Annotated in this window: 12 protein-coding genes; 3 read left to right on the top strand and 9 right to left on the bottom strand. The window is 67.5% G+C overall.

Annotation, left to right across the window (positions count from 1 at the left end; translation table 11 throughout):
• Positions 1-118: 118 nt before the first annotated feature.
• The 5 genes from FHS97_RS12845 to FHS97_RS12825 form a co-directional block, all read right to left on the bottom strand.
• Positions 119-805, bottom strand: coding sequence for a GntR family transcriptional regulator (locus tag FHS97_RS12845; RefSeq protein WP_184038383.1), 687 nt, complete (start codon positions 803-805; stop codon positions 119-121).
• 147 nt (positions 806-952) lie between these two features.
• Positions 953-3,973, bottom strand: a complete 3,021-nt coding sequence (locus tag FHS97_RS12840) for a TonB-dependent receptor plug domain-containing protein (RefSeq protein ID WP_246346648.1) — start codon at positions 3,971-3,973, stop codon at positions 953-955.
• 403 nt (positions 3,974-4,376) lie between these two features.
• Positions 4,377-5,570, bottom strand: a complete 1,194-nt coding sequence (locus FHS97_RS12835) for an alpha/beta hydrolase-fold protein (protein ID WP_184038380.1) — start codon at positions 5,568-5,570, stop codon at positions 4,377-4,379.
• A gap of 131 nt (positions 5,571-5,701) precedes the next feature.
• On the bottom strand, positions 5,702-7,309 hold the full coding sequence (locus tag FHS97_RS12830) for a glycoside hydrolase family 43 protein (protein ID WP_184038377.1): 1,608 nt from the start codon (positions 7,307-7,309) through the stop codon (positions 5,702-5,704).
• Positions 7,306-8,547, bottom strand: coding sequence for an MFS transporter (locus FHS97_RS12825; RefSeq protein WP_343053447.1), 1,242 nt, complete (start codon positions 8,545-8,547; stop codon positions 7,306-7,308). The genes FHS97_RS12830 and FHS97_RS12825 overlap by 4 nt, the downstream gene beginning before the upstream one ends.
• Positions 8,548-8,740: 193 nt before the next feature.
• Between FHS97_RS12825 and FHS97_RS12820 the strand changes: the two genes are divergently transcribed.
• Positions 8,741-9,745 (top strand): LacI family DNA-binding transcriptional regulator, encoded by a 1,005-nt coding sequence (locus FHS97_RS12820; RefSeq protein WP_311770286.1) that lies wholly within the window; start codon positions 8,741-8,743, stop codon positions 9,743-9,745.
• A 147-nt stretch (positions 9,746-9,892) separates the two neighbouring features.
• On the opposite strand, the gene FHS97_RS12815 is transcribed toward FHS97_RS12820, so the two are convergent.
• The 4 genes from FHS97_RS12815 to FHS97_RS12800 all read right to left on the bottom strand — a co-directional run bounded on the left by FHS97_RS12815 (position 9,893) and on the right by FHS97_RS12800 (position 14,667).
• Positions 9,893-10,477 (bottom strand): FMN-binding negative transcriptional regulator, encoded by a 585-nt coding sequence (locus FHS97_RS12815; protein WP_184038374.1) that lies wholly within the window; start codon positions 10,475-10,477, stop codon positions 9,893-9,895.
• Positions 10,474-11,445: an alpha/beta hydrolase gene (locus FHS97_RS12810; protein ID WP_184038371.1), complete on the bottom strand. Its 972-nt coding sequence runs from the start codon at positions 11,443-11,445 to the stop codon at positions 10,474-10,476. Before FHS97_RS12810 ends, FHS97_RS12815 begins: the two co-directional genes overlap by 4 nt.
• A 127-nt stretch (positions 11,446-11,572) precedes the next feature.
• Positions 11,573-12,454, bottom strand: coding sequence for an AraC family transcriptional regulator (locus tag FHS97_RS12805; RefSeq protein WP_343053446.1), 882 nt, complete (start codon positions 12,452-12,454; stop codon positions 11,573-11,575).
• A complete protein-coding gene (locus tag FHS97_RS12800; protein ID WP_184038368.1) occupies positions 12,451-14,667 on the bottom strand; it encodes a TonB-dependent receptor in 2,217 nt (738 codons plus the stop codon). Before FHS97_RS12800 ends, FHS97_RS12805 begins: the two co-directional genes overlap by 4 nt.
• A 185-nt stretch (positions 14,668-14,852) precedes the next feature.
• Here FHS97_RS12800 and FHS97_RS12795 point away from each other — a divergent pair, with 185 nt between their 5' ends.
• Positions 14,853-17,024 (top strand): prolyl oligopeptidase family serine peptidase, encoded by a 2,172-nt coding sequence (locus FHS97_RS12795; RefSeq protein WP_184038365.1) that lies wholly within the window; start codon positions 14,853-14,855, stop codon positions 17,022-17,024.
• Positions 17,021-18,040 carry a histone deacetylase family protein gene (locus tag FHS97_RS12790; protein ID WP_184038362.1) on the top strand — a complete coding sequence of 340 codons (1,020 nt, stop codon included), beginning with the start codon at positions 17,021-17,023 and terminating at the stop codon, positions 18,038-18,040. Before FHS97_RS12795 ends, FHS97_RS12790 begins: the two co-directional genes overlap by 4 nt.
• Positions 18,041-18,113 lie beyond the last annotated feature (73 nt).

The raw sequence follows: 18,113 nt of genomic DNA, 5'->3' as shown, positions 1-18,113 counted from the left end.
GCGCGAGCTGGGCGAATCCGCCGCATCGCACTCCTCCCCAAGTCATATCCTATATGATCTGAGTAGGTAGCAGGTCGGTGGCTGTCAAGCGCCGCGACGCGACACGAAGCGAATGATGTCAGGTGCTTGGCGCACGCTCCGCGAGCACGTCGTCCATCCGCTGCTGCGAACATTCGAGATGATGGCGCACCGCGCGCTCCGCCGCGCCGGCATCATGCGCGACGAGCGCGTCGATGATCGCGCGATGCTCGCGCGCCGCCGCGTGCGGGGCGTTGGTGGCGTAAAGCGCGCGGAAGATGTGGAGGTGTGCATGCAGCCGTTCGACCGTCTCCGCGATCAACCGGTTGCCGCTCCCGGTCGCGATCAGTCGGTGCAGCGCGGCATCGGCCTCGGCGAACCGTGAATAGGCGCGGGCGTCGCCCTCGACCACGCTCGACATCTCGTGATCGATCGCACGCAGCGCCGCGATCGCGCCGTCGGTCATCGCCTCCGCCGCGCGCGCCGCGGCATAGGGCTCGATCAGTTGCCGGAGTGTGTAGAGGTCGCGCACTTCCTCGCGCGTCATCTGCGGGCTGGCGCGATAGCCGACGTTCGGCATCTTGTAGACCAGCTTCTCCGCCTCGAGCTGGCTCATCGCCTCGCGCACCGGGGTCTGGGAGATGCCGAGCTGCCGTGCGACGGTGTCGATCGCGATCCGCTCGCCCGGCGCGATCTTCAGACTCATCAGCATGTCGAGCAGATGGTCGTAGGCGCGCTCGACCATCGTTGGCACCGGTGCCGACCGCGACGCGCGGGAGGTAGCCATCGCAGGGCTCTTCGTGTCGATATGCCGCAAGTCGGGTCGCCGTTCCGGGAGAGATCAGGAACCCGATCATATAGGGTTTGGACGCCGTACGTAAGATGCTGCGGCGCGAAGGGCCGTGCGGCGACGCGCACGGCCCCTCTTTCGACCTCAGAAGCTGAACCTCACCCCCAGGCGATAGGTGCGGCCGAGCACGTCGTACAATGCCGGGTTGACGAAGAACGGCGACTTGGCAGGATCGCGGTTGAAGAGGTTGTCGACCTTCGCATAAGCCGTCACCGCCTCGGAGATGTTATAGGTGCCGCCGACATCCATGTAGAAGGCACCGGGCATGAAGTTCTGATCGATCGTCGGATGCTGATTGGTCGACACCGGGCAGGTGCCGGCCTGGCAGACGACATATTGGTTGCCGAGCACGCCGTCGCTGAACCAGCGCTCCTGCAGCAGCAGCGAGAAATTATCGCCCTCGTAGGTCTGCACCGCCAGCCACTTCCAGTCGGGGGTGTTGCCGGTATTCACCCCGGCGGTGTCGTTCGGGATCGTGCCGACCAGCCCGGTGTCGGTGACGAACTTGCTGATATGCGTCGCCAGCGCGCGCAGCGTCAGCCTACCCGGCAGCCCGAGCGGCCGCTGCCAGCGGTAGCTCGCCTCGATGTCGAACCCGGAGGTATCGATCGACGCGAGGTTGAACGCCTGCACGTTGATGAAATTCGGCCCGGCCTGGTTGTTGAGATTGAACGCGCTGCACGTTCCCGGAAGGATGTTGCGGTAGCAGAGGTCGACGATGTCACCCGCGCCGAGGCTGGAGATGACGTCGGTGATCTTCAACTTGTACCAGTCGAACGACAGGCTCACCCCCGGCAGCCAGCTCGCGCCCGAGAAGGCGATCCCCGCGGTGGTGTTGCGCGCGATCTCCGGCGTCAGATTCGGGTTGCCTATCGTGTTCTGGATCGCGAGCACGTTTACGTTGCGGAACGGATCGAAGAAGTTCGGCTGCGTGGTGGTGACCGGCGCGGCGAACAGCTCGGACAAATTCGGTGCGCGCACGTCGCGCGAGGTGACGCCGCGCAGGCGAAAGCCGTCGATCGGCAGATCCCAGGTGCCGCCGACTTTCCACGCCCAGACCGTGCCGGAGGTGCTGTAGTCGGTGACGCGCGCCGCGCCGTTGACGCTCGCCCGGCCGACCGAGTCACCGTTGAGCAGCGGCACGTCGACCTCGACGAACGCTTCCTTCACGCTATAGGCGCCGGTGCCGTTCTTGTAATTGCCGGCATACCAATTGTTGCCCGCGGGCAATTGCAGCGGATCCGCCGGATAGATCGAGTCATAGGGCTGGTTGTCGATCCCCGCGCCATAGGGATCGGCAGTGACCTTGTAGAATTCGTGGCGGAACTCGCCGCCGAACGCGACCGACACCGGCCCCGCCCACGAGCTGAACGGTGAGCCCGAGAAGTTGAGGCTGGCGACATCCTGCGTCTGGCGCGTCCGCTGCCGCGGGCCGTTGGCAGGCATTACATAGTCGAGCGCTTCCTGTGACGGGCTGCCGCCGAAGACGTTCAGCGGCTGGCACCCGGCGGCGCGGGCGACCGGATTGGCGCAGACGATCGCGCCGTTCAGCGTCGTCGCGTTGATCGCGGCGTTATAGCGCTGCGTGAGCAGGATGTTGTCGACGTCGATCCTGGTGCGGTTGGTACCGTGCTCGACGTAGATGTCGTAGCTCCACTCCGACCCGAGCACCGGCTGGCGCCCCTTCGCGCCGACCACGAAGCGATACTGGCGGCGGTCGGTGTGGACCTGCGTGTTGCCGAGCGCCGCGTTGCTGGTGCCGAACTGGAACGACGTGATGTTCGCGGTCGCACAGGCCGACTTGACCTCGGCGGGGACGTAGGGGTTGGCGCATTGGATCGTCAGCGCGGGGCGATTCTGGCCGCCGACCGGCTGGTTGTTGCTCTTCACCTGCGCGATGTTCGAGGTGAGATAGATCTCGTTGTTCGGCGCGAAGTCGAAGCCGATCCGGCCATAGCTGTTCAGCCGCTCCAGCCCCGACAGCAGCGAGCGTCCGGCATCGACGTTGCCCGACAGGTCGCCGCCCTGACAGAAGCCCGCGAAACAGCCGATCACCGCGCCAGACGAGGTCCGCGACGGCACGCCGTTCGAGCCGTACTGGAACTGGAACGGCTTGCCCGACTGGTCGAACGCGATGCCCTGCAACGGGCCGGCGGTGATCAAGCCGTACTTGGTGAAGGTGATCGACTGCGCATAGTCGCGCAGCACATATTGCGGCGCCCCGTCGTTGGTGACGTTGCGGTTGACCAGCGTGGTCTGCTTGAACCAGTCGCGGCCACCCGCCAGACCGATGCCGAACTCACCCCCGCCGACGCCCTCGTCGCGCGCATATTCGGTGCTGCCGACGATATGGAGCCGGTCGTCGAGCAGGCTGGTGCCGGCGGCGAGCTGGACGAGCACCTGCTCGTTGTCGCCATAATCGGTGATGCCGCCCTGCACATTGCCCTTCACGCCCTTGAACCGCGTGTCGGTGATGAAGTTCACCACGCCGCCGACCGCATCCGAACCATAAGACGCGGACGCGCCGCCGTTCACGACGTCGACGCGCTTGATGAGCAGCTGCGGGAACTGGCTGACGTCGGGCACGCCGGTGACGTTGGCGCCGACCACACGCTGGCCGTCGATCAGGGTCAGCGTGCGGATCGCGCCGACCCCGCGCAGCGAGAAGGAGCTGAGCCCCTGCGCGCCGCTCGAAGTGCTGAAGGTGTTGACGCTCGTCCCCGTCGACCCCTGCAACGACGGCAATTGCGAGATCGTCGTGAAGACGTTCGGCTGCGCGTTGGCGGCGATCGCGCCGGAATCGATCACCGTCGTCGGAGTCGGGGCCGTGAACCCGCCGGTCGTGATGCGCGAGCCGGTGACGATCACGTCACGCGCGGCATCGTCCTCGGCGGTCTGGCTCGCCGGATCGGCGCGCGCGGTCGATCCCGCGGTGGTGTCGAGCTGCGGCGGCACGTCGGGCGGCGTCGTGGCCGCACCGGCCTCCTGCCCGGCGGGCGCCGATTGCGCCTGCGCCAGCGACGGCGCAGCGCCCGCGGCAATCAATGCGATCACGGCCACGCCGGTCCGCATCCGGGCACGACGCCCTTCGATCAACGCTTTCATCATCTTCCCCTAGCTCCCTTGTTTATATCGCTGTGCTGTGGGCGATCGTTTTGCCGCCTCGCGGGTTACAGGCCGGGCGACTTCGCCCGGATCAATGCTATCTGCGTTTGACACAGGTCCACTACCGCAGGCCAAGACCTGACGATTGACGAACCCTTCTATCTGACCCTGCGCTTTGCAGGAACGGTGTCTATCTCAACGCCTGGCGGTGAATACGTCGTCTATCGACCATCCTATCATCTTCCGCCAACGCGCAGAACGTTCACCATCGCTCCTTTACCGTAATAAGGTAACGTTACCATCAAAGACTATACTCAGGGTAATCCTTGTCAATACGTGAGATGCGTGTTTTTCTGTGTCGCTGCCGGTTTACGATCCGGTCGGTGGCACGCGAGCCGGGCGATCAGTCGCGGAAGAGCAACGGCGCCATTTCATGCAGGCTCCGCCGCCACGTCTGGAACTCGTGCCCGGTGTCAGGCGACACGTAGAAGACGCTGTTGAGGCCGGCGCGTGTCAGCGCCGCGGCGTTGGCGGCGGGGTCGGTGCTTGGCCGGGCGGGCGATCCGCGCGTCTTGCCGTTCTCCAGTTCGCGACTGCCGTAGCTGACGAACGTCAATCGCACCTTGTCCTTATAGCCGGGCGCTTGCGCGACATCTTCCGGCGCCACGGTGCCGCCGCTCAGCAGCCCGATATAGCCGAAAGTGTCCAGATTCTTCGGCGCGATTAGCTTGGTCTCGAACCCGCCCATCGACAGCCCGGCCATGCCGCGGTGCCGCGGGTCGGGGAGGGTGCGGAAATGACGATCCACATAGGGGATGAGCTCGTCGATCAGCACGGTGCGGAACGGCGCGATGTCGAAACTGGCGAGCCCGCCGGGGCTGCCGGGACGCACGTCGTTGGTCATGCCGTAGGTCATGACGATCATGAACGGACGCGCCTTCCCGGCGGCGATCAGATTATCCATGATCAGATTGGCATGGCCTTGGTTCGACCACGCCGTCTCGTCCTCGCCCCAGCCATGCTGGAGGTACAGCACGGGATAGCGGGTGCGCGCCGCCGCGTCATAGCCGGGCGGCGTGTAAACATAAGCGCGGCGCTGCGACCGCGTGCTCGGCGACGCGAACAGGATCTGCTCGACCCGCCCGTGCGGCACGTCCTTCATCGCGTAAAAATCGGCGTCGTGCGCCGGGATCTCGATCCCGCTTTCCCAACGGGTCGACCCATAGAAGTTGAGCGTGCCGGGATCGTTGAACGTTCCGCCGTCGACGGTGAGATGGTAGTAATGAAAGCCCTCGTCGAGCGGCCCTTCGGAGGTCGCCGTCCACGCGCCGTCCGCCCCTTTGGCGAGCACGGTGCCGCCGCGACCGCCCAGCCCGAGACTCACCCTGACGCTTTTCGCCTCCGGGGCGAGCACGCGGAAGCGGACATAACCTTGCGAGTTGATCTCCGGAAACGACTGGCCGGGCTGGTTCAGCGAGGACGGCTTGAAGTCCTCGGCGATCGCCGTCGCGGCTGTCGGCGCAGGCGCTTGCGCTTGCGCGAGCGCCGTCGGCGCCGCGATCGAGCACGCCAGCGTGATAACTGAAGCCAGTCTCATCGACATTCCTCTCCCTGGTTCCCGATCCTCGTTTCCGGGTCGGCGAATCCTATCTGATATGTTCTACAGCATTGATTGTACGCCGCAACCTGCCTTGTTTGTTTTGACGACGAGCAGCATTGCGGCGGGTTTCAGCGCTCCATGTAATGGAAATAGCGGAAGTCGGCGGGCTTGCCGGCACCCGACACGTCCTGACATGCCATGCCGACGAAGGTGCCGGTGAAATTGGGCAGCCCCGCGATCGTCGCCTCGTCCGACAACAGGTCCGCGGCGAAGGTCTCGTCCAGCCACTGCCACTCGCCCGCATCGCCAACGCGATATCCGCAGCGGAGCGCCTCGTGATCCACCTCCACACGCAGCGCGACCGGCCCTGCACCGATCGTGATTGGCGCGGTGATGGCGCTGGTGCCGTCGCCGACCGGCAGCGCCGACAGCACCTGCAGCACGCGCCCACCGTCGTCATCGGCGGTGATATGGAGATAGTGGAATTTGCTCGAGTTATAATAACAGACCAGCCCCGCCGCCTGCTGGAAGGTGTCGGGGCGATAGTCGAGCAACGTCTCGGCGCTGTAGCGGAACGCCTGTTGCCGGCGTGCGACAAGCGACTGGGTGAAGTGACTGCCGATCGTCTCGCGGCCGTGCAGCCGCAGCCAGCCAGGCCGCGCGGAAAGGCTGAAGATGTCGTCGGGACACGGCGTCCGCAGCCATTGGAATGCGTCGGGCAGCGTCGCGCCGGCAAAGTCGGTGCGCTCGTCGATCTGCGCGGCGGTCGCGCACGTCGCATCGCTCGGCACCTCCCCCATCGGCATCGCCGTACCGTCGCGCGTGCGCAGCCAGCCATCGTCACCCCAGACGACCGGCTGGATCGCGGTCTCGCGCCCCAGCACGCAGCGGTCGCTGGCGGGTAGCGGGCGGCCGCACAGATAGACGAGCCACGTCGCCCCCGCGGGCGTGTCGACCAGGTCGCCGTGACCGGTTCGCTGCAACGCCGCTGCCGGGCGCCCCTGCGCGGTGAGCACCGGACCGTCGGGATGCACTTCATAGGGGCCGAACAGGTGACGCGACCGCGCCATCACCACGGCATGGTTGCGCTCGGTCCCGCCCTCCGCAACCAACAGATGATACCAGCCGTCGCGCTTGTAGAGGTGCGGCCCCTCGGTGAAGCCCAGCGGCGTCCCGCCGAAAATGTTGTGGCGCTCGCCGGTCAGCCGGCCGGCGCGCAGGTCCAGCTCCTGCACGACGATCCCGCCGAAGCGCGGCCGCCCCGGCCGATGGTCCCACAGCATGTTGAGCAGCCAGCTCCGCCCGTCATCGTCGTGGAACAGCGCCGGATCGAAACCGCTGCTGTTCAGATGGACGGGATCGGACCAGTCGCCGTCGATGCGATCCGACCAGACCCAGTAATTGTGGAAATCGCGCAGCGATGCGCCCACCGCTCCGTCGACCGTCGTGCGCCCGTAGCGCTTCACGTCGGTGTAGACGAGGTGGAAACGCCCGCCGACGTAGCTGAGGTCCGCCGCCCACACGCCGCACGAATCGGGATCGCCGCGCAGATCGATCTGGCTCGGCCGGTTGAGCGGACGCGCGACGAGCCGCCAGTCGGCGAGATCGCGCGAATGGTGGATCTGCACCCCCGGCATCCACTCGAACGTGGAGGTGGCGAGGTAATAATCGTCGCCGACGCGCACGATGGAAGGATCGGGGTTGAACCCGCGCAGGATGGGATTGCGAATGGTCATGACGGCTTTCGGATATTCGTCCAGAGCAGCGCGGCACCCGCCAGATCGAGCAGGCCGAGCAGGATGAAGAAGGGCTGGTAACCGACCTGATCGACCAGCGACCCCAGCACCAATGTGAAGATCAGCACGCCCAGATTGGCGGCAGTGCCCGAAACGCCGGTCGCGGTGGCGACCTGATCCTGCGGGAACAGATCCGAAACCATCGTGATCACGGTCACCGACAACGTCTGGTGCGCGAAGCCGCCGAGGCACAGCAAGGCGATCGCGACGACCGGGCTGGTCGCGGTGCCGACGAAGATCATCCCGGTCATCAGCACCGCGCCGAGCGTGAACGCCCAGCGCCGCGCATCGATGAGGCCGACACCGCGGCGTTGCAGCCACGCGACGACCGCAGGACCGAACAGGCAGCCGAGATCGGCGGCGAGGAACGGCAGCCAGGCGAACAGCGCGATCTGCTTGAGGTCGAAGTGGCGCACCTGCACGAGGTACAGCGGCATCCACAGCGACAGCATGCCCCAGACCGGATCGGCGAGGAAGCGCGCGCCCGCGATCGTCCACAGGTTGCGCCGACGGAGCAACTCGCCGAGCGGCGGACGGCGGCGGCGGCGCGCCAGCGCGGCCTCCTGCCCTTCCGCGATCAGCCGCTGTTCGTCCGGCGAGATCGCGCGGTGCCGCGCGGGTGGCGCATACCAGAACAGCCACAGCAGCACCCAGATGATGCCGAGCCCGCCCGCCACGAAGAACGCTGCGCGCCAGCTGTCGTAGAGGATCGCCCACGCCACCAGCGGCGGCGCGAACACCGCGCCGAACGACGCGCCGATCTGGTAGATGCCGCCCGCCACGCCGCGTTCGCGCGCCGGGAACCACTCCGCGACCACCTTCATGCCGGCGGGCTGCGCCGAGCCTTCGACCAGCCCCAGCGCACCGCGCAGGCCCGCGAACCCCATCCACCCGCTCGCCAGGCCATGACCGATCGTGATGAGCGACCACAGGGCGACGAACAGCGTGAACCCGATCTTCAGACCGATCAGGTCGAGCAGATAGCCCGCGACCGGCTGGAACATGATGCCGAGCTGGAAGGCGCCGGTGATCCAGGAATATTGCTCAGACGAGATAGCCTGTTCGGCCATGATCGCGGGCGCGGCGACGCCCAGCACGCTGCGCGCGAGATAGTTGATGACCATCGCGCCTACGAACAGCGCGATGATCGTCCAGCGCACGTAAGGAAATCGTGCCACCCCGCCTCCTCGATGGTAACGTTATCATGGCTTCGTACCCGCGGCTGGCGGCTTCTGACAAGTGCCTTTGCGCGATCGGTGATTGACGGACCGGGATGCGGCGAGGCAGATCGATCCGCATGAGGGCGGCGGCGGCAGTCGGCGGCGCCATGACGGGATGAGCGTGCCCCAGCCGAGAGGACGTCGCCGCGGGGTGACGATCATCGATGTCGCCAAGCAGGCCGGCGTGTCGCCGATGACGGTGTCGCGCGTCATCAACGGCGACCCCGGCGTGCGTGACGAAACCCGCGAGCTCGTCACGACGACGATCCGCACGCTCAACTACACCCCCAACCTTTCGGCGCGCAGCCTCGTCACCTCGCGCGAACTGCGGATCGGCGTCATCTACGCCAACCCCAGCGCAGCGTTCATGAGCGGCTTTCTCGCCGGCGTCTTCGAGGAAGCTTCAGCCCGCGCGGCGCAGCTCATCCTGCTAAAGGGCAGGCAGGGCGGCGTGCCGACGCATGCCGAGATCGAGCAGTTGATCGCCTCCGGGATCGGCGGCGTGATCCTGACCCCGCCGCTCGGCGAATCGGTGGAGGTGCGGCAGATCCTCCGTGCGGCCGGCTTGCCGATGGCCGTGGTGGCCGGGCGGGTCTCCGACGCGATTTCGGTCGGGATCGACGATCACCACGCCGCGCGCGACATGACCCGCCATCTGATCGCGCTCGGCCATCGCCGGCTCGGCTTCATCGTCGGCAACCCCGACCAGAGCGCCAGCCTGGCGCGACTGGCGGGCTTTACGGCCGCCGCTGCCGAGGCCGGTGTCGAGACCTGCATCGCGCACGGCGACTTCAGTTATACCTCCGGGCTGGTTGCCGGAGAGCTGCTGTTGAACGACACGACCCCGCCCACCGCCATTCTCGCCAGTAACGACGACATGGCGGCGGCGGTAGTGTCGGTCGCGCACCGGCGTCATCTGGAAGTGCCGCGCGACCTGAGCATCGCCGGCATCGACGACAGCATCGCCGCCACCACGCTCTGGCCGCCGCTGACGACGATCCGGCAACCCGTGCAGGAGTTGGCGGCCGAAGCGCTGCGCCTGCTCATCGACGAGATGCGCGCCCCACAACGCAAGGGGGCTCACCATATCGCGCGAATGCTGGACTATACGCTTGTCGAGCGCGACTCGACAGCCCCGCCACAGGTTCTCGGCTGAGGCTGGGAGAATGTTTCGGCGCACCGGGCGGGCATGTGTGCTTGGTACGTCAGGAAGGTTTGGACGGAAGGGCAGTTGCGGTGGCCGCTAAGACCTTCCAGCCGATCTCGCGATTAACCCGAAGCAAGGATCCATAGACCTTGATGCTCAATCGTGGTCGTGAGGTCGGTTCCTGAGCATCGCCATCACCAAGGCCGGGTCGGGATGACCGGCGACGATCTCAGCGAACGTCGCCACGCGCTCGTCCTGTCCCAGCTTGAATTGCGGCTCGCACGAAAGGATCTGCGCGCGGAACGCGACGACGTGCCGTGCGAGCTGATCGAAGCGCTCGCCCATCTGCTCGGGGCGCCAGCCGCCCGTGGGTTCGAGCCGGGCGGCGAGACGACGCAGCGCATCCTCGGTCTCGTCAGGTACGAAGGTCAGCGTCGCGACGATCCGGAGCGCGGCATAATTCCATGTCGCGCCCCAGGTCGGGTTCGACACCAGCGTCGGCGACACATAGCCCTGCGGCCCGGTGAAGAGGATCAGCGCGCGCGGATCGCGGGCAAAAGCAGCGACCTGCGGGTTGCGGCGCGGATAATGGCCGACGAGCGCCACCGGCGTCCCGTGCGCGTCACCTTCCACGATCAACGGGAGCAGGGTCGCATCGAGGTCGCGCGACGTGACCCAGGCGAGCGGATGGTCGCGGATCAGCGCGGCGATCTCGCCCGGCGTGCGCGGAACGAAGCTCATGCCAGTGCGCGCCGCAGGGTCGCGGCGAGCCAGCGTGCGGCCTCGTCGAACGCCGCACTCGCCAGCGACGACACCGACACCGCTTCCAGGAAGCTATGGGTCGCGCCGGCGTAGAGCCGCAGCTCGACTGGCACGCCAGCGGACCCGAGGCGCGCCGCCATCGCACGATTGGCGTCGGCGAGGATGTCGCATTCGGGCACGGCGAGGAAGCTCGGCGGCAGCCCGGTCAGATCGGCGCGCAACGGCGCGACGAGCGGATCGACGAGCGTCGCGGGATCGCCGGCATAATCGCGCCAGAAGCCGTCCATCTCCGCCACGGTCAGCATATAGGCGGGACCGTCATAGCGCGCATAGCTGGCGGTCGGCGCCGGATCGAACGCGCCGTAATTCAGCAGCATCGCCGCCGGCGGTCGCTCCCCGGCGTCGCGCAGCCGCAGGCTGGTGGCGACGGCGAGATTGCCGCCCGCCGAGTCCCCGCCGATCGCGATCGCCGCCGGTGCGATCCCGAAGTCGCCCGCATCGTCACGCAGCGCCTGATACGCCGCGACAATCTCATCGAGCGCGACCGGGTAACGCACCTCGGGCGACAGGCTGTAATCGATGCCGACCACCACCACGCCGGCGCGGGCCGCATATTCGCGCATCAGCCGGTCATGCGTGTCGATGCTGAACATCGTCCAGCCGCCGCCATGGATGTAGAGCAGCGCCGGTTGCGGCGTGTCGGATCGCTGCGGATAGTGGAAGCGGGCGCGGCATCCGGCGAGCTCGGCCGTGACCGTCTTCGCCATTACCGGGCCACCCGCGCGCCACGGCGCACGGACGATCTCGGCCGCAGCGCGACGCTCGGGCAGCGACAGCGCGGCGAAGTCGGAGAATTGCCCGTAGCCATGATTGAGCGCGACGACGAAGCGCCGGATCTCGGGATCGACATCGTCGTGCGCGGCCAGCGCCTCGGTGGTCAGTGTCATGCGTCCTGCTCCTCGCGCGGGCGTTGCCGGCCCGTCTCGCTGCTGCGTCCTCGCATCCACCTGTGGCACGGAAAGCCGCTGGCCTGCCCCGCGCAGCCGGGCCGATCACTGCCGCGCGCGGGCCGCGTCACGGCAGCGCGTACAGGCTGGGCGGCACCCCGTAAGCGCGACGGAACATCGCGGTGAACGCGCTGGGACTGTCATAGCCGACATCGAAGGCGATCGTCGTCACCGGGCGGCCCGCCGCCATCAGCGACAGCGCTTCCATCAACCGCACCTGCTGGCGCCACACCGCCAGCCCCATGCCGGTCTCACGCTTGAACGCGCGCGTGAAAGTGCGCCGTCCCATACCCGCCACGCGCGCCCAGTCGTCGACGTCGCGATTGTCGGCGGGATGCGCGAGGATCGCACGGCAGACCCGCAACAGCCGCGCGTCGCCCGGCATCACCACGCCATAGGGTGCGACCGGCATGGCCGCGATCTCGTCGAGCAGCACCGTGACCACCCGGCCGGCATGGCCCTGCGGGTCGTAATCGGCACCGAAGGAAACGGTCTTCAGAATAAGCGCCTTGAGGAAGTCGCTCACCTCGATGACGCGGCATGGCGGCGGGTCGGGATAGAGCGCCGGGTCGACATAGAGCGTGCGCAGCGACACCGGCCCGCGGCACGACACCTCGTGCCGCTGCCCGGCCGGCAACCACAGTGCGCGCTGCGGCGGCACGACGAAGCTGGTCGACGGGGTCACCACCGACATCACCCCCGAACAGGCGTACAGAACCTGGATCCATTCGTGCGCATGCATCGGATCGACGAAGCCCGCGCCATATTCGTCGGTCAGTCCGCGCACCGGCGGGCGGAGGCACCCGGCGGTGCCACCTGGCCCGATCACGATGCTTGCCGCGTCATCGTCGCGACGATGGCAGGCTGCCGACCGTCCGGCAAGTCCGCGCCTTGCCGGGCTAAATGCCGCCGCGTCGGGGCGGCGCATCAGCGGCACGGCGACGCTCACCGCAGCGCGAAACGCAGGCTCGCGCCGATCGTGCGCGGACGGGTGACGCTGCCCGCGAAGGAGAAAGGCGCGTTGAGGATGCCGTAGGCGTCGAACAGGTTCTTGGCGAACACGCCCGCCTCGACGCCATCGGTAATCTGGATCGCCGCGTTGAGATCGACGAGGCTGTAGTCGCCCTTCTGCAATGTCGCGCCGAACGCCACCGGCGCCGCCGACAGATAGCGATGCGCGATCCCGACCCGCGGCCGCAGCGGCGAGCTGCGCAGCTCCCAGTCGAGCTGGTTGGCGATGATCCAGTCGGACGCGCCCGGCAGCTGCGTTCCGGCGGCATAGCCACCGCCCGGCGCGCTGCTGTCGGGAAGCAGCCCGGACAATCGCGCGTCATTATAGGTCACGTTCGCGGAATAGGTAAGATTGCGGCTGGGGCGGAAGACGAGCGACAGTTCGACACCGTCGATCTTCGCCCCGCCGCCGTTCACCGTATAGGCGTCGAAGGTAATCGGCGTGAACAGCCGCGACTGGATGTCGTTCCACTTGATGTGGAACGCAGCGATGTCGAACGACATCGCGCCGGGCACCAACTCGAATTTCGCGCCGACCTCGTAATTCTGCGTGCTGTCGCTGCCGAAGGTCAGCGGCGTGCCGGTCGCGGCGCTGTAGACGTTGACGCCGCCGATCCGGAAGCCTTCCGAATACAGACCGTACAAGGTGAAGCGGGTGGTCGGCTTCCACGCCAGCGACACCTTGGGGACGAAGCCCGATTCCTTCTGCGAGCCGGGCTGATAGTCGAACGGCGCAATCAGCGCGGCATTGGGGAGGAATTGCAGCCGCGGCCGCGACTCATATTGGAAGACGCGCCCGCCGAGCGTCAGCGTCAGCGTGTCGAGGAAGGTATAACCGAGTTCGCCGAACGCGGCGATCTCGCGGACGCGATTGGTGCTGACCGTCCGCCGCAGCAGATCGCCCGGCGCGATCACGCTGCTCGGCTGTCCGCCGAAATCGCCGGGATGGGCGTCGATATACGCGCCGATGCCATCAAGTCGCGCGCCGTCGGTCGAGTCCGAGCGGAGCTTGGTGAAGTTGGTGCCGAGCAACCACGTGAACGGTCCGTCGCCGTTCGAGGCGAGCCGCATCTCGCCGTAATAGGTCGTGGACTTGCCGGTCGAGCTGGAAAGCTGCGGCGTGCCGGTGCGCGCGTCGATGCCGAGGAAGATCGAATCGTCGAACGCCAGATCGGCCTTCTTCTGCGTGTAGCTGCCGATCGCGGTGAAGTTCGCGGCGCCGAGCTCCTGATCGAGCCGCAGGCTGTACAGCTGGATCTCGGTATCCTGATATTCGTCGACGTTGGTGTTGCGCTCGAACGTCTTTGGCTTGTCGCCGAACAGCACATAGGTCTGATCGGCGAGTTCATATTGCTGATACATCGCCAGCGCGGCCAGCTTGGTCGTCTCGCCCGGCTGCCACACCACCGAGCCGCGCAGCCCGCGCACGCGCAGATCGTTGCTGCCTTTCTCGCCCGTGCCGATGTTGTCGAGATAGCCGGCGTCATCACGTTGCAGCGCGACCAGCCGCACGGCGAGCTTGTCGTTGACCACCGGGACGTTGATCATCGCCTTCGCGGCATAGCTCGCGTCGCCGGCGCGGCGCGTGCTGGAGAGGATCCCCTCCGCCCCCGCGTCGATCCGGGTCGGGTCGGCCTCGTTGACAACGTAATTGACCGCGCCGCCCAGCGACGACGATCCGAACAGCGTTCCCTGCGGGCCGCGCAGCACCTCGACCTGCTTGACGTCGAACGCGTCGATGTCGGGGATGACGAGCGGAAAACCCGGCTCCACCAGCGGGATCTGGTTGATGTAATAGCCGGTCGTCGCCTGATTCGCCTCATGGTAGGTGGTCGAGGCGACGCCGCGGATCACCACCTCGGACACGCCGGGCTGATAATCGTTGAACACCACGCCCGGCACGCGCGTGATATAGTCGGAAAGGCTCTGCGCATTGAGCCGCTGGAGATCGTCCTGCGTCACCGCCGACACCGATCCGGCGAGATCGCTGGCGCTCTCGTTGCGCTTGGTGGCGGTGACGACAATGTCGCGGTCGCTTCCGGCCTCCGGCGGCGCGTCGGGCGCGGTCTGCGCCGTTGCCGCGCCGCTTGCGAGCAACGCCGCCGTCGCCAGGATGCTGGCCCCGATACGATGTGAAAGGATCTTGCGCATTTTTTGCCCCCGCCTTCCCTGCAATATCATCAACGTACGTATTTGACGCGCATTCTTGCGGCGTGACCGCGCGGACAGGGCCGATCGCCATCGCGATCGGGCCATTTCGTGCCCGGCGATTGCGAGCCGGCGCGGCGCGGCTCTAACGTCGGGGCGACCGCATCGAGCGAGGATCGACGACCGCCATGCCCGCCACCCATCTGCCTTTGGCCCGCCGCCGCTTCCTCGTCGGGGCAAGCGCCGCCGCGCTCCTGGCGGCGGTCGGGCGGCCGGTGCGCGCTGCCGGACCGGCGCTGCCGCGCCCCCCGCAGACGCCGCGCGTTCCGCTCACCCGCCAGCAGCTCGGGCGCACGCGCGACGATCCCTATGCGTGGCTCAAATATGTTCCGGCCACCGGACAGCGCGACCTCGCCACCATGCCGCCGATGATCCGCGATCATCTGCGCGCCGAAAACGCCTATGCCGCCGCCGTCATGGAGCGCGTCGCGGCGCAGGAACGCGGCTTTCGCGACGCGTTGGCCGCGCGCGTGCCGCTCGGCGGCGGCGAGCCCGCGGTGACGCGCGGGGGCTGGACCTATGTCACCGACGGCAGCAGCGGGGCGCACCCGCGCTACCTGCGCCGCCGCGGCGACAAGGGCACGACCCAACTGCTGCTCGACGAGAATGCGCGCGCGCGCGGCCACGCTTATTACCGGACCACCGGGCAGCAGATGAGCGCCGACGGCCGGCTCTATGCCTGGGCCGAGGATATCGGCGGTAATGATCGCCACCGGCTGTGCGTCCGCGATCTCGCCACCGGTACGGTTAGCGTCGTCGTCGACACCGACGCTTATGGCTATGGCGGGCTGGTCTTCTCACCCTCGTCGCGCTGGCTGTTCTGGATCTGGCGCGACGCGAGGAACCGCCCGACCCGCGTGTATCGCACCCCGGTGACCGGCGGCGCGCCGCAACTGGTCTATGAAGAGCGCGATCCGGCGATCTTCATGGCGCTGCGCCGCACCGCCGCGGACGGCTTCGTCGCGATCACGCTCTCCGGTCCCGACACCAGCGAGGTGCGCCTTGTCGCCGCGGCGGCGGAGGATCGCGCACCGGCGATCGTCTGGCCGCGCCAGCCGAGCCGCCGCTACGAGATCGACGAATGGGATGGTGACCTGATCGCGCTGGTCGAGGACGAGCAGGCCGTCGACGGACGCATCGCCCGCCTCGACCGCCGCAGCTTCGCCGAGACGCGCACCTTGGTCCCGCACCGGGCTGGCACGCAGATCCTGCAACTGGTGCCGTTCCGTCGCGCGCTCGCCTGGGTCGAGCGGCGCGACACGCTGCCGCGACTGATGCTGCTGTCGCCGCGCGGCGCGGTGCGCGAGGCGCGCTTCACCGGCGATGCCTATGCGCTCACCGTTCCGGCCGAGCAGGATTATGCCGCCCCGTCGTGCCGCGTGATGGTCGAGACGCCCGCCGATCCGCCGCGCTGGATCGCGATCGATTGCGACGACGCGCGTGCGACGACGCTGACGACGCAGCGTTACGCCGGCTACGATCCGGCGCGGTTCGACGTCCGGCGGCTCTACGCCACCGCGCCGGATGGCGAGCAGGTGCCGATCACGCTGCTCACCCGCCGCGGCGCGCGTGCCGACGGCCGCACGCCGCTGCTGCTCTACGGTTACGGCGCCTATGGTGTGTCCAGCGAGGCCTTGTTCGACGTTGCGCCGACCGTGCTGGTCGACCGGGGCTGGAACTATGCGATCGCGCATGTCCGCGGCGGTTCCGAGAAAGGGCGGCGCTGGTTCCTCGACGGGCGTCGCCACCGCAAGCACAACAGCTTCGGCGACTTCGTCGCCTGCGCGCGCCACCTTGCCGAGACCGGCCATGCCGCGCGCGACCGCATCGTCTCCTATGGGCTGTCCGCGGGCGGGTTGCTCGTCGGCGGCGCGATGAACATGGCGCCCGACGTCTGGGCAGGGGTGATCGCGACGGTGCCGTTCGTCGACATGCTCAACACGATGAGCGACCCGGACCATCCGCTCGTTCCGTTGTTCCGCCCCGATTGGGGCGATCCGCTGTCGAGCGTCGCGGACTATGACTACATGCGCGGCATCTCCCCCTATGAGAACGTCCACCGCGCCGCTTATCCGCCGCTCTATACCACCGCCGGGCTGAAGGACGATCGCGTCGGCTATTGGGAGCCGGCCAAGCTGGTCGCCGCGGTGCGGGAGGCCTCGACCTCCGCCGCACCGGCGTTGCTGACGACCGACCTGACGGCCGGACATCAGGGCAGCGCCGGGCGTGAATCGGTCAATCACAAGATGGCGCGCCTTTATGCCTTTGCGCGGGGGTGCGTCGACGGGAGCTTCGCATGACGATCGTGTTCGACCCGCGGCAACTCGTCCATGCCCCCGCGCGCGAACTGCATAACGGTGACTGGACGGCCTATAACGAATGCCCCGCGCGCGCTGAAGCGATCCGGGCGGCGTTCGGTCCGACCGTTGCGGCGAGCGACTTCGGGATCGCGCCGCTGGAACGCGTCCATGATGCCGACTATCTGGCGTTTCTGCAGGTCGCGCATCGCGACTGGATCGCCGCGGAGCGGAGCGGCGACGCGATCGGCTACACCTGGCCAATCGTGCGGCGACGAACGCTCGATCTCACCCGGATCGACGCGCGGCTGGGGCGCTACAGCTACGATGCCGCGACCCCGATCGCCGCCGGGACATGGGAGGGTGCTTATTGGTCGGCGCAGACCGCGCTTACCGCGCTCGACCAGCTCGCGGCCGGCGCGACGCGCCGCGCCTTTGCGCTCTGCCGGCCCCCCGGTCATCATGCCGGGCGCGATTATCTCGGCGGCTATTGCTACCTCAACAACGCTGCGATCGTCGCCGCGGAAGCGCGGCAGCGCGGGCTCGGCCCGGTCGCGATCCTCGACGTCGATTACCATCACGGCAACGGCACGCAGGACATCTTCTACGATGACGGCGAGATGCTGTTCGTGTCGATCCACGCCGATCCGGCCACCGACTATCCTTTCTATTGGGGCCATGCGGACGAGACCGGTGACGGTGCCGGACGCGGGACGACGCGCAACCTGCCGCTGCCGCGCGGCACGGGCTGGACTGCCTATGAGCCCGCCCTTGAAGCGGCGCTCGAAGCGATCGCCGCTTACGGTGCTCGGCTGCTCGTCCTGTCCTTCGGCGCCGACCTGTACGCGGGCGACCCGATCTCGCACTTCGCCTTCGCGCGCGAGGACTTCGCGAAGCTGGGCGCCCGGATCGCCGCCACCGGTCTGCCGATCGTGACGGTCATGGAGGGCGGCTATGCGACCGCTGAGCTCGGGCAGAACGTCGCGGCGATTGCTGCCGAGCTGCTGAGGCCGGTCTGATCCTTGCGTCCTGAAGCTCCTTCAAACCCGGTCGCCTGGGCATGACATGACCGTGACGACCTTTCAGAGCATG

This window comes from Sphingomonas endophytica (assembly GCF_014199415.1).
GTDB lineage: Bacteria > Pseudomonadota > Alphaproteobacteria > Sphingomonadales > Sphingomonadaceae > Sphingomonas > Sphingomonas endophytica.
The sequence above is the reverse complement of the archived record's forward strand: the minus strand, read 5'-3'. Positions and strand labels throughout refer to the sequence as shown.

Excerpts from the sequence above, each read along its gene's own strand:
- FHS97_RS12795 (WP_184038365.1), top strand. The coding sequence starts at position 14,853 with ATGCCCGCCACCCATCTGCCTTTGGCCCGCCGCCGCTTCCTCGTCGGG.
- FHS97_RS12810 (WP_184038371.1), bottom strand. The coding sequence starts at position 11,445 with ATGACACTGACCACCGAGGCGCTGGCCGCGCACGACGATGTCGATCCC.
- FHS97_RS12840 (WP_246346648.1), bottom strand. The coding sequence starts at position 3,973 with ATGAAAGCGTTGATCGAAGGGCGTCGTGCCCGGATGCGGACCGGCGTG.
- FHS97_RS12835 (WP_184038380.1), bottom strand. The coding sequence starts at position 5,570 with ATGAGACTGGCTTCAGTTATCACGCTGGCGTGCTCGATCGCGGCGCCG.
- FHS97_RS12845 (WP_184038383.1), bottom strand. The coding sequence starts at position 805 with ATGGCTACCTCCCGCGCGTCGCGGTCGGCACCGGTGCCAACGATGGTC.
- FHS97_RS12815 (WP_184038374.1), bottom strand. The coding sequence starts at position 10,477 with ATGAGCTTCGTTCCGCGCACGCCGGGCGAGATCGCCGCGCTGATCCGC.
- FHS97_RS12830 (WP_184038377.1), bottom strand. The coding sequence starts at position 7,309 with ATGACCATTCGCAATCCCATCCTGCGCGGGTTCAACCCCGATCCTTCC.
- FHS97_RS12790 (WP_184038362.1), top strand. The coding sequence starts at position 17,021 with ATGACGATCGTGTTCGACCCGCGGCAACTCGTCCATGCCCCCGCGCGC.
- FHS97_RS12800 (WP_184038368.1), bottom strand. The coding sequence starts at position 14,667 with ATGCGCAAGATCCTTTCACATCGTATCGGGGCCAGCATCCTGGCGACG.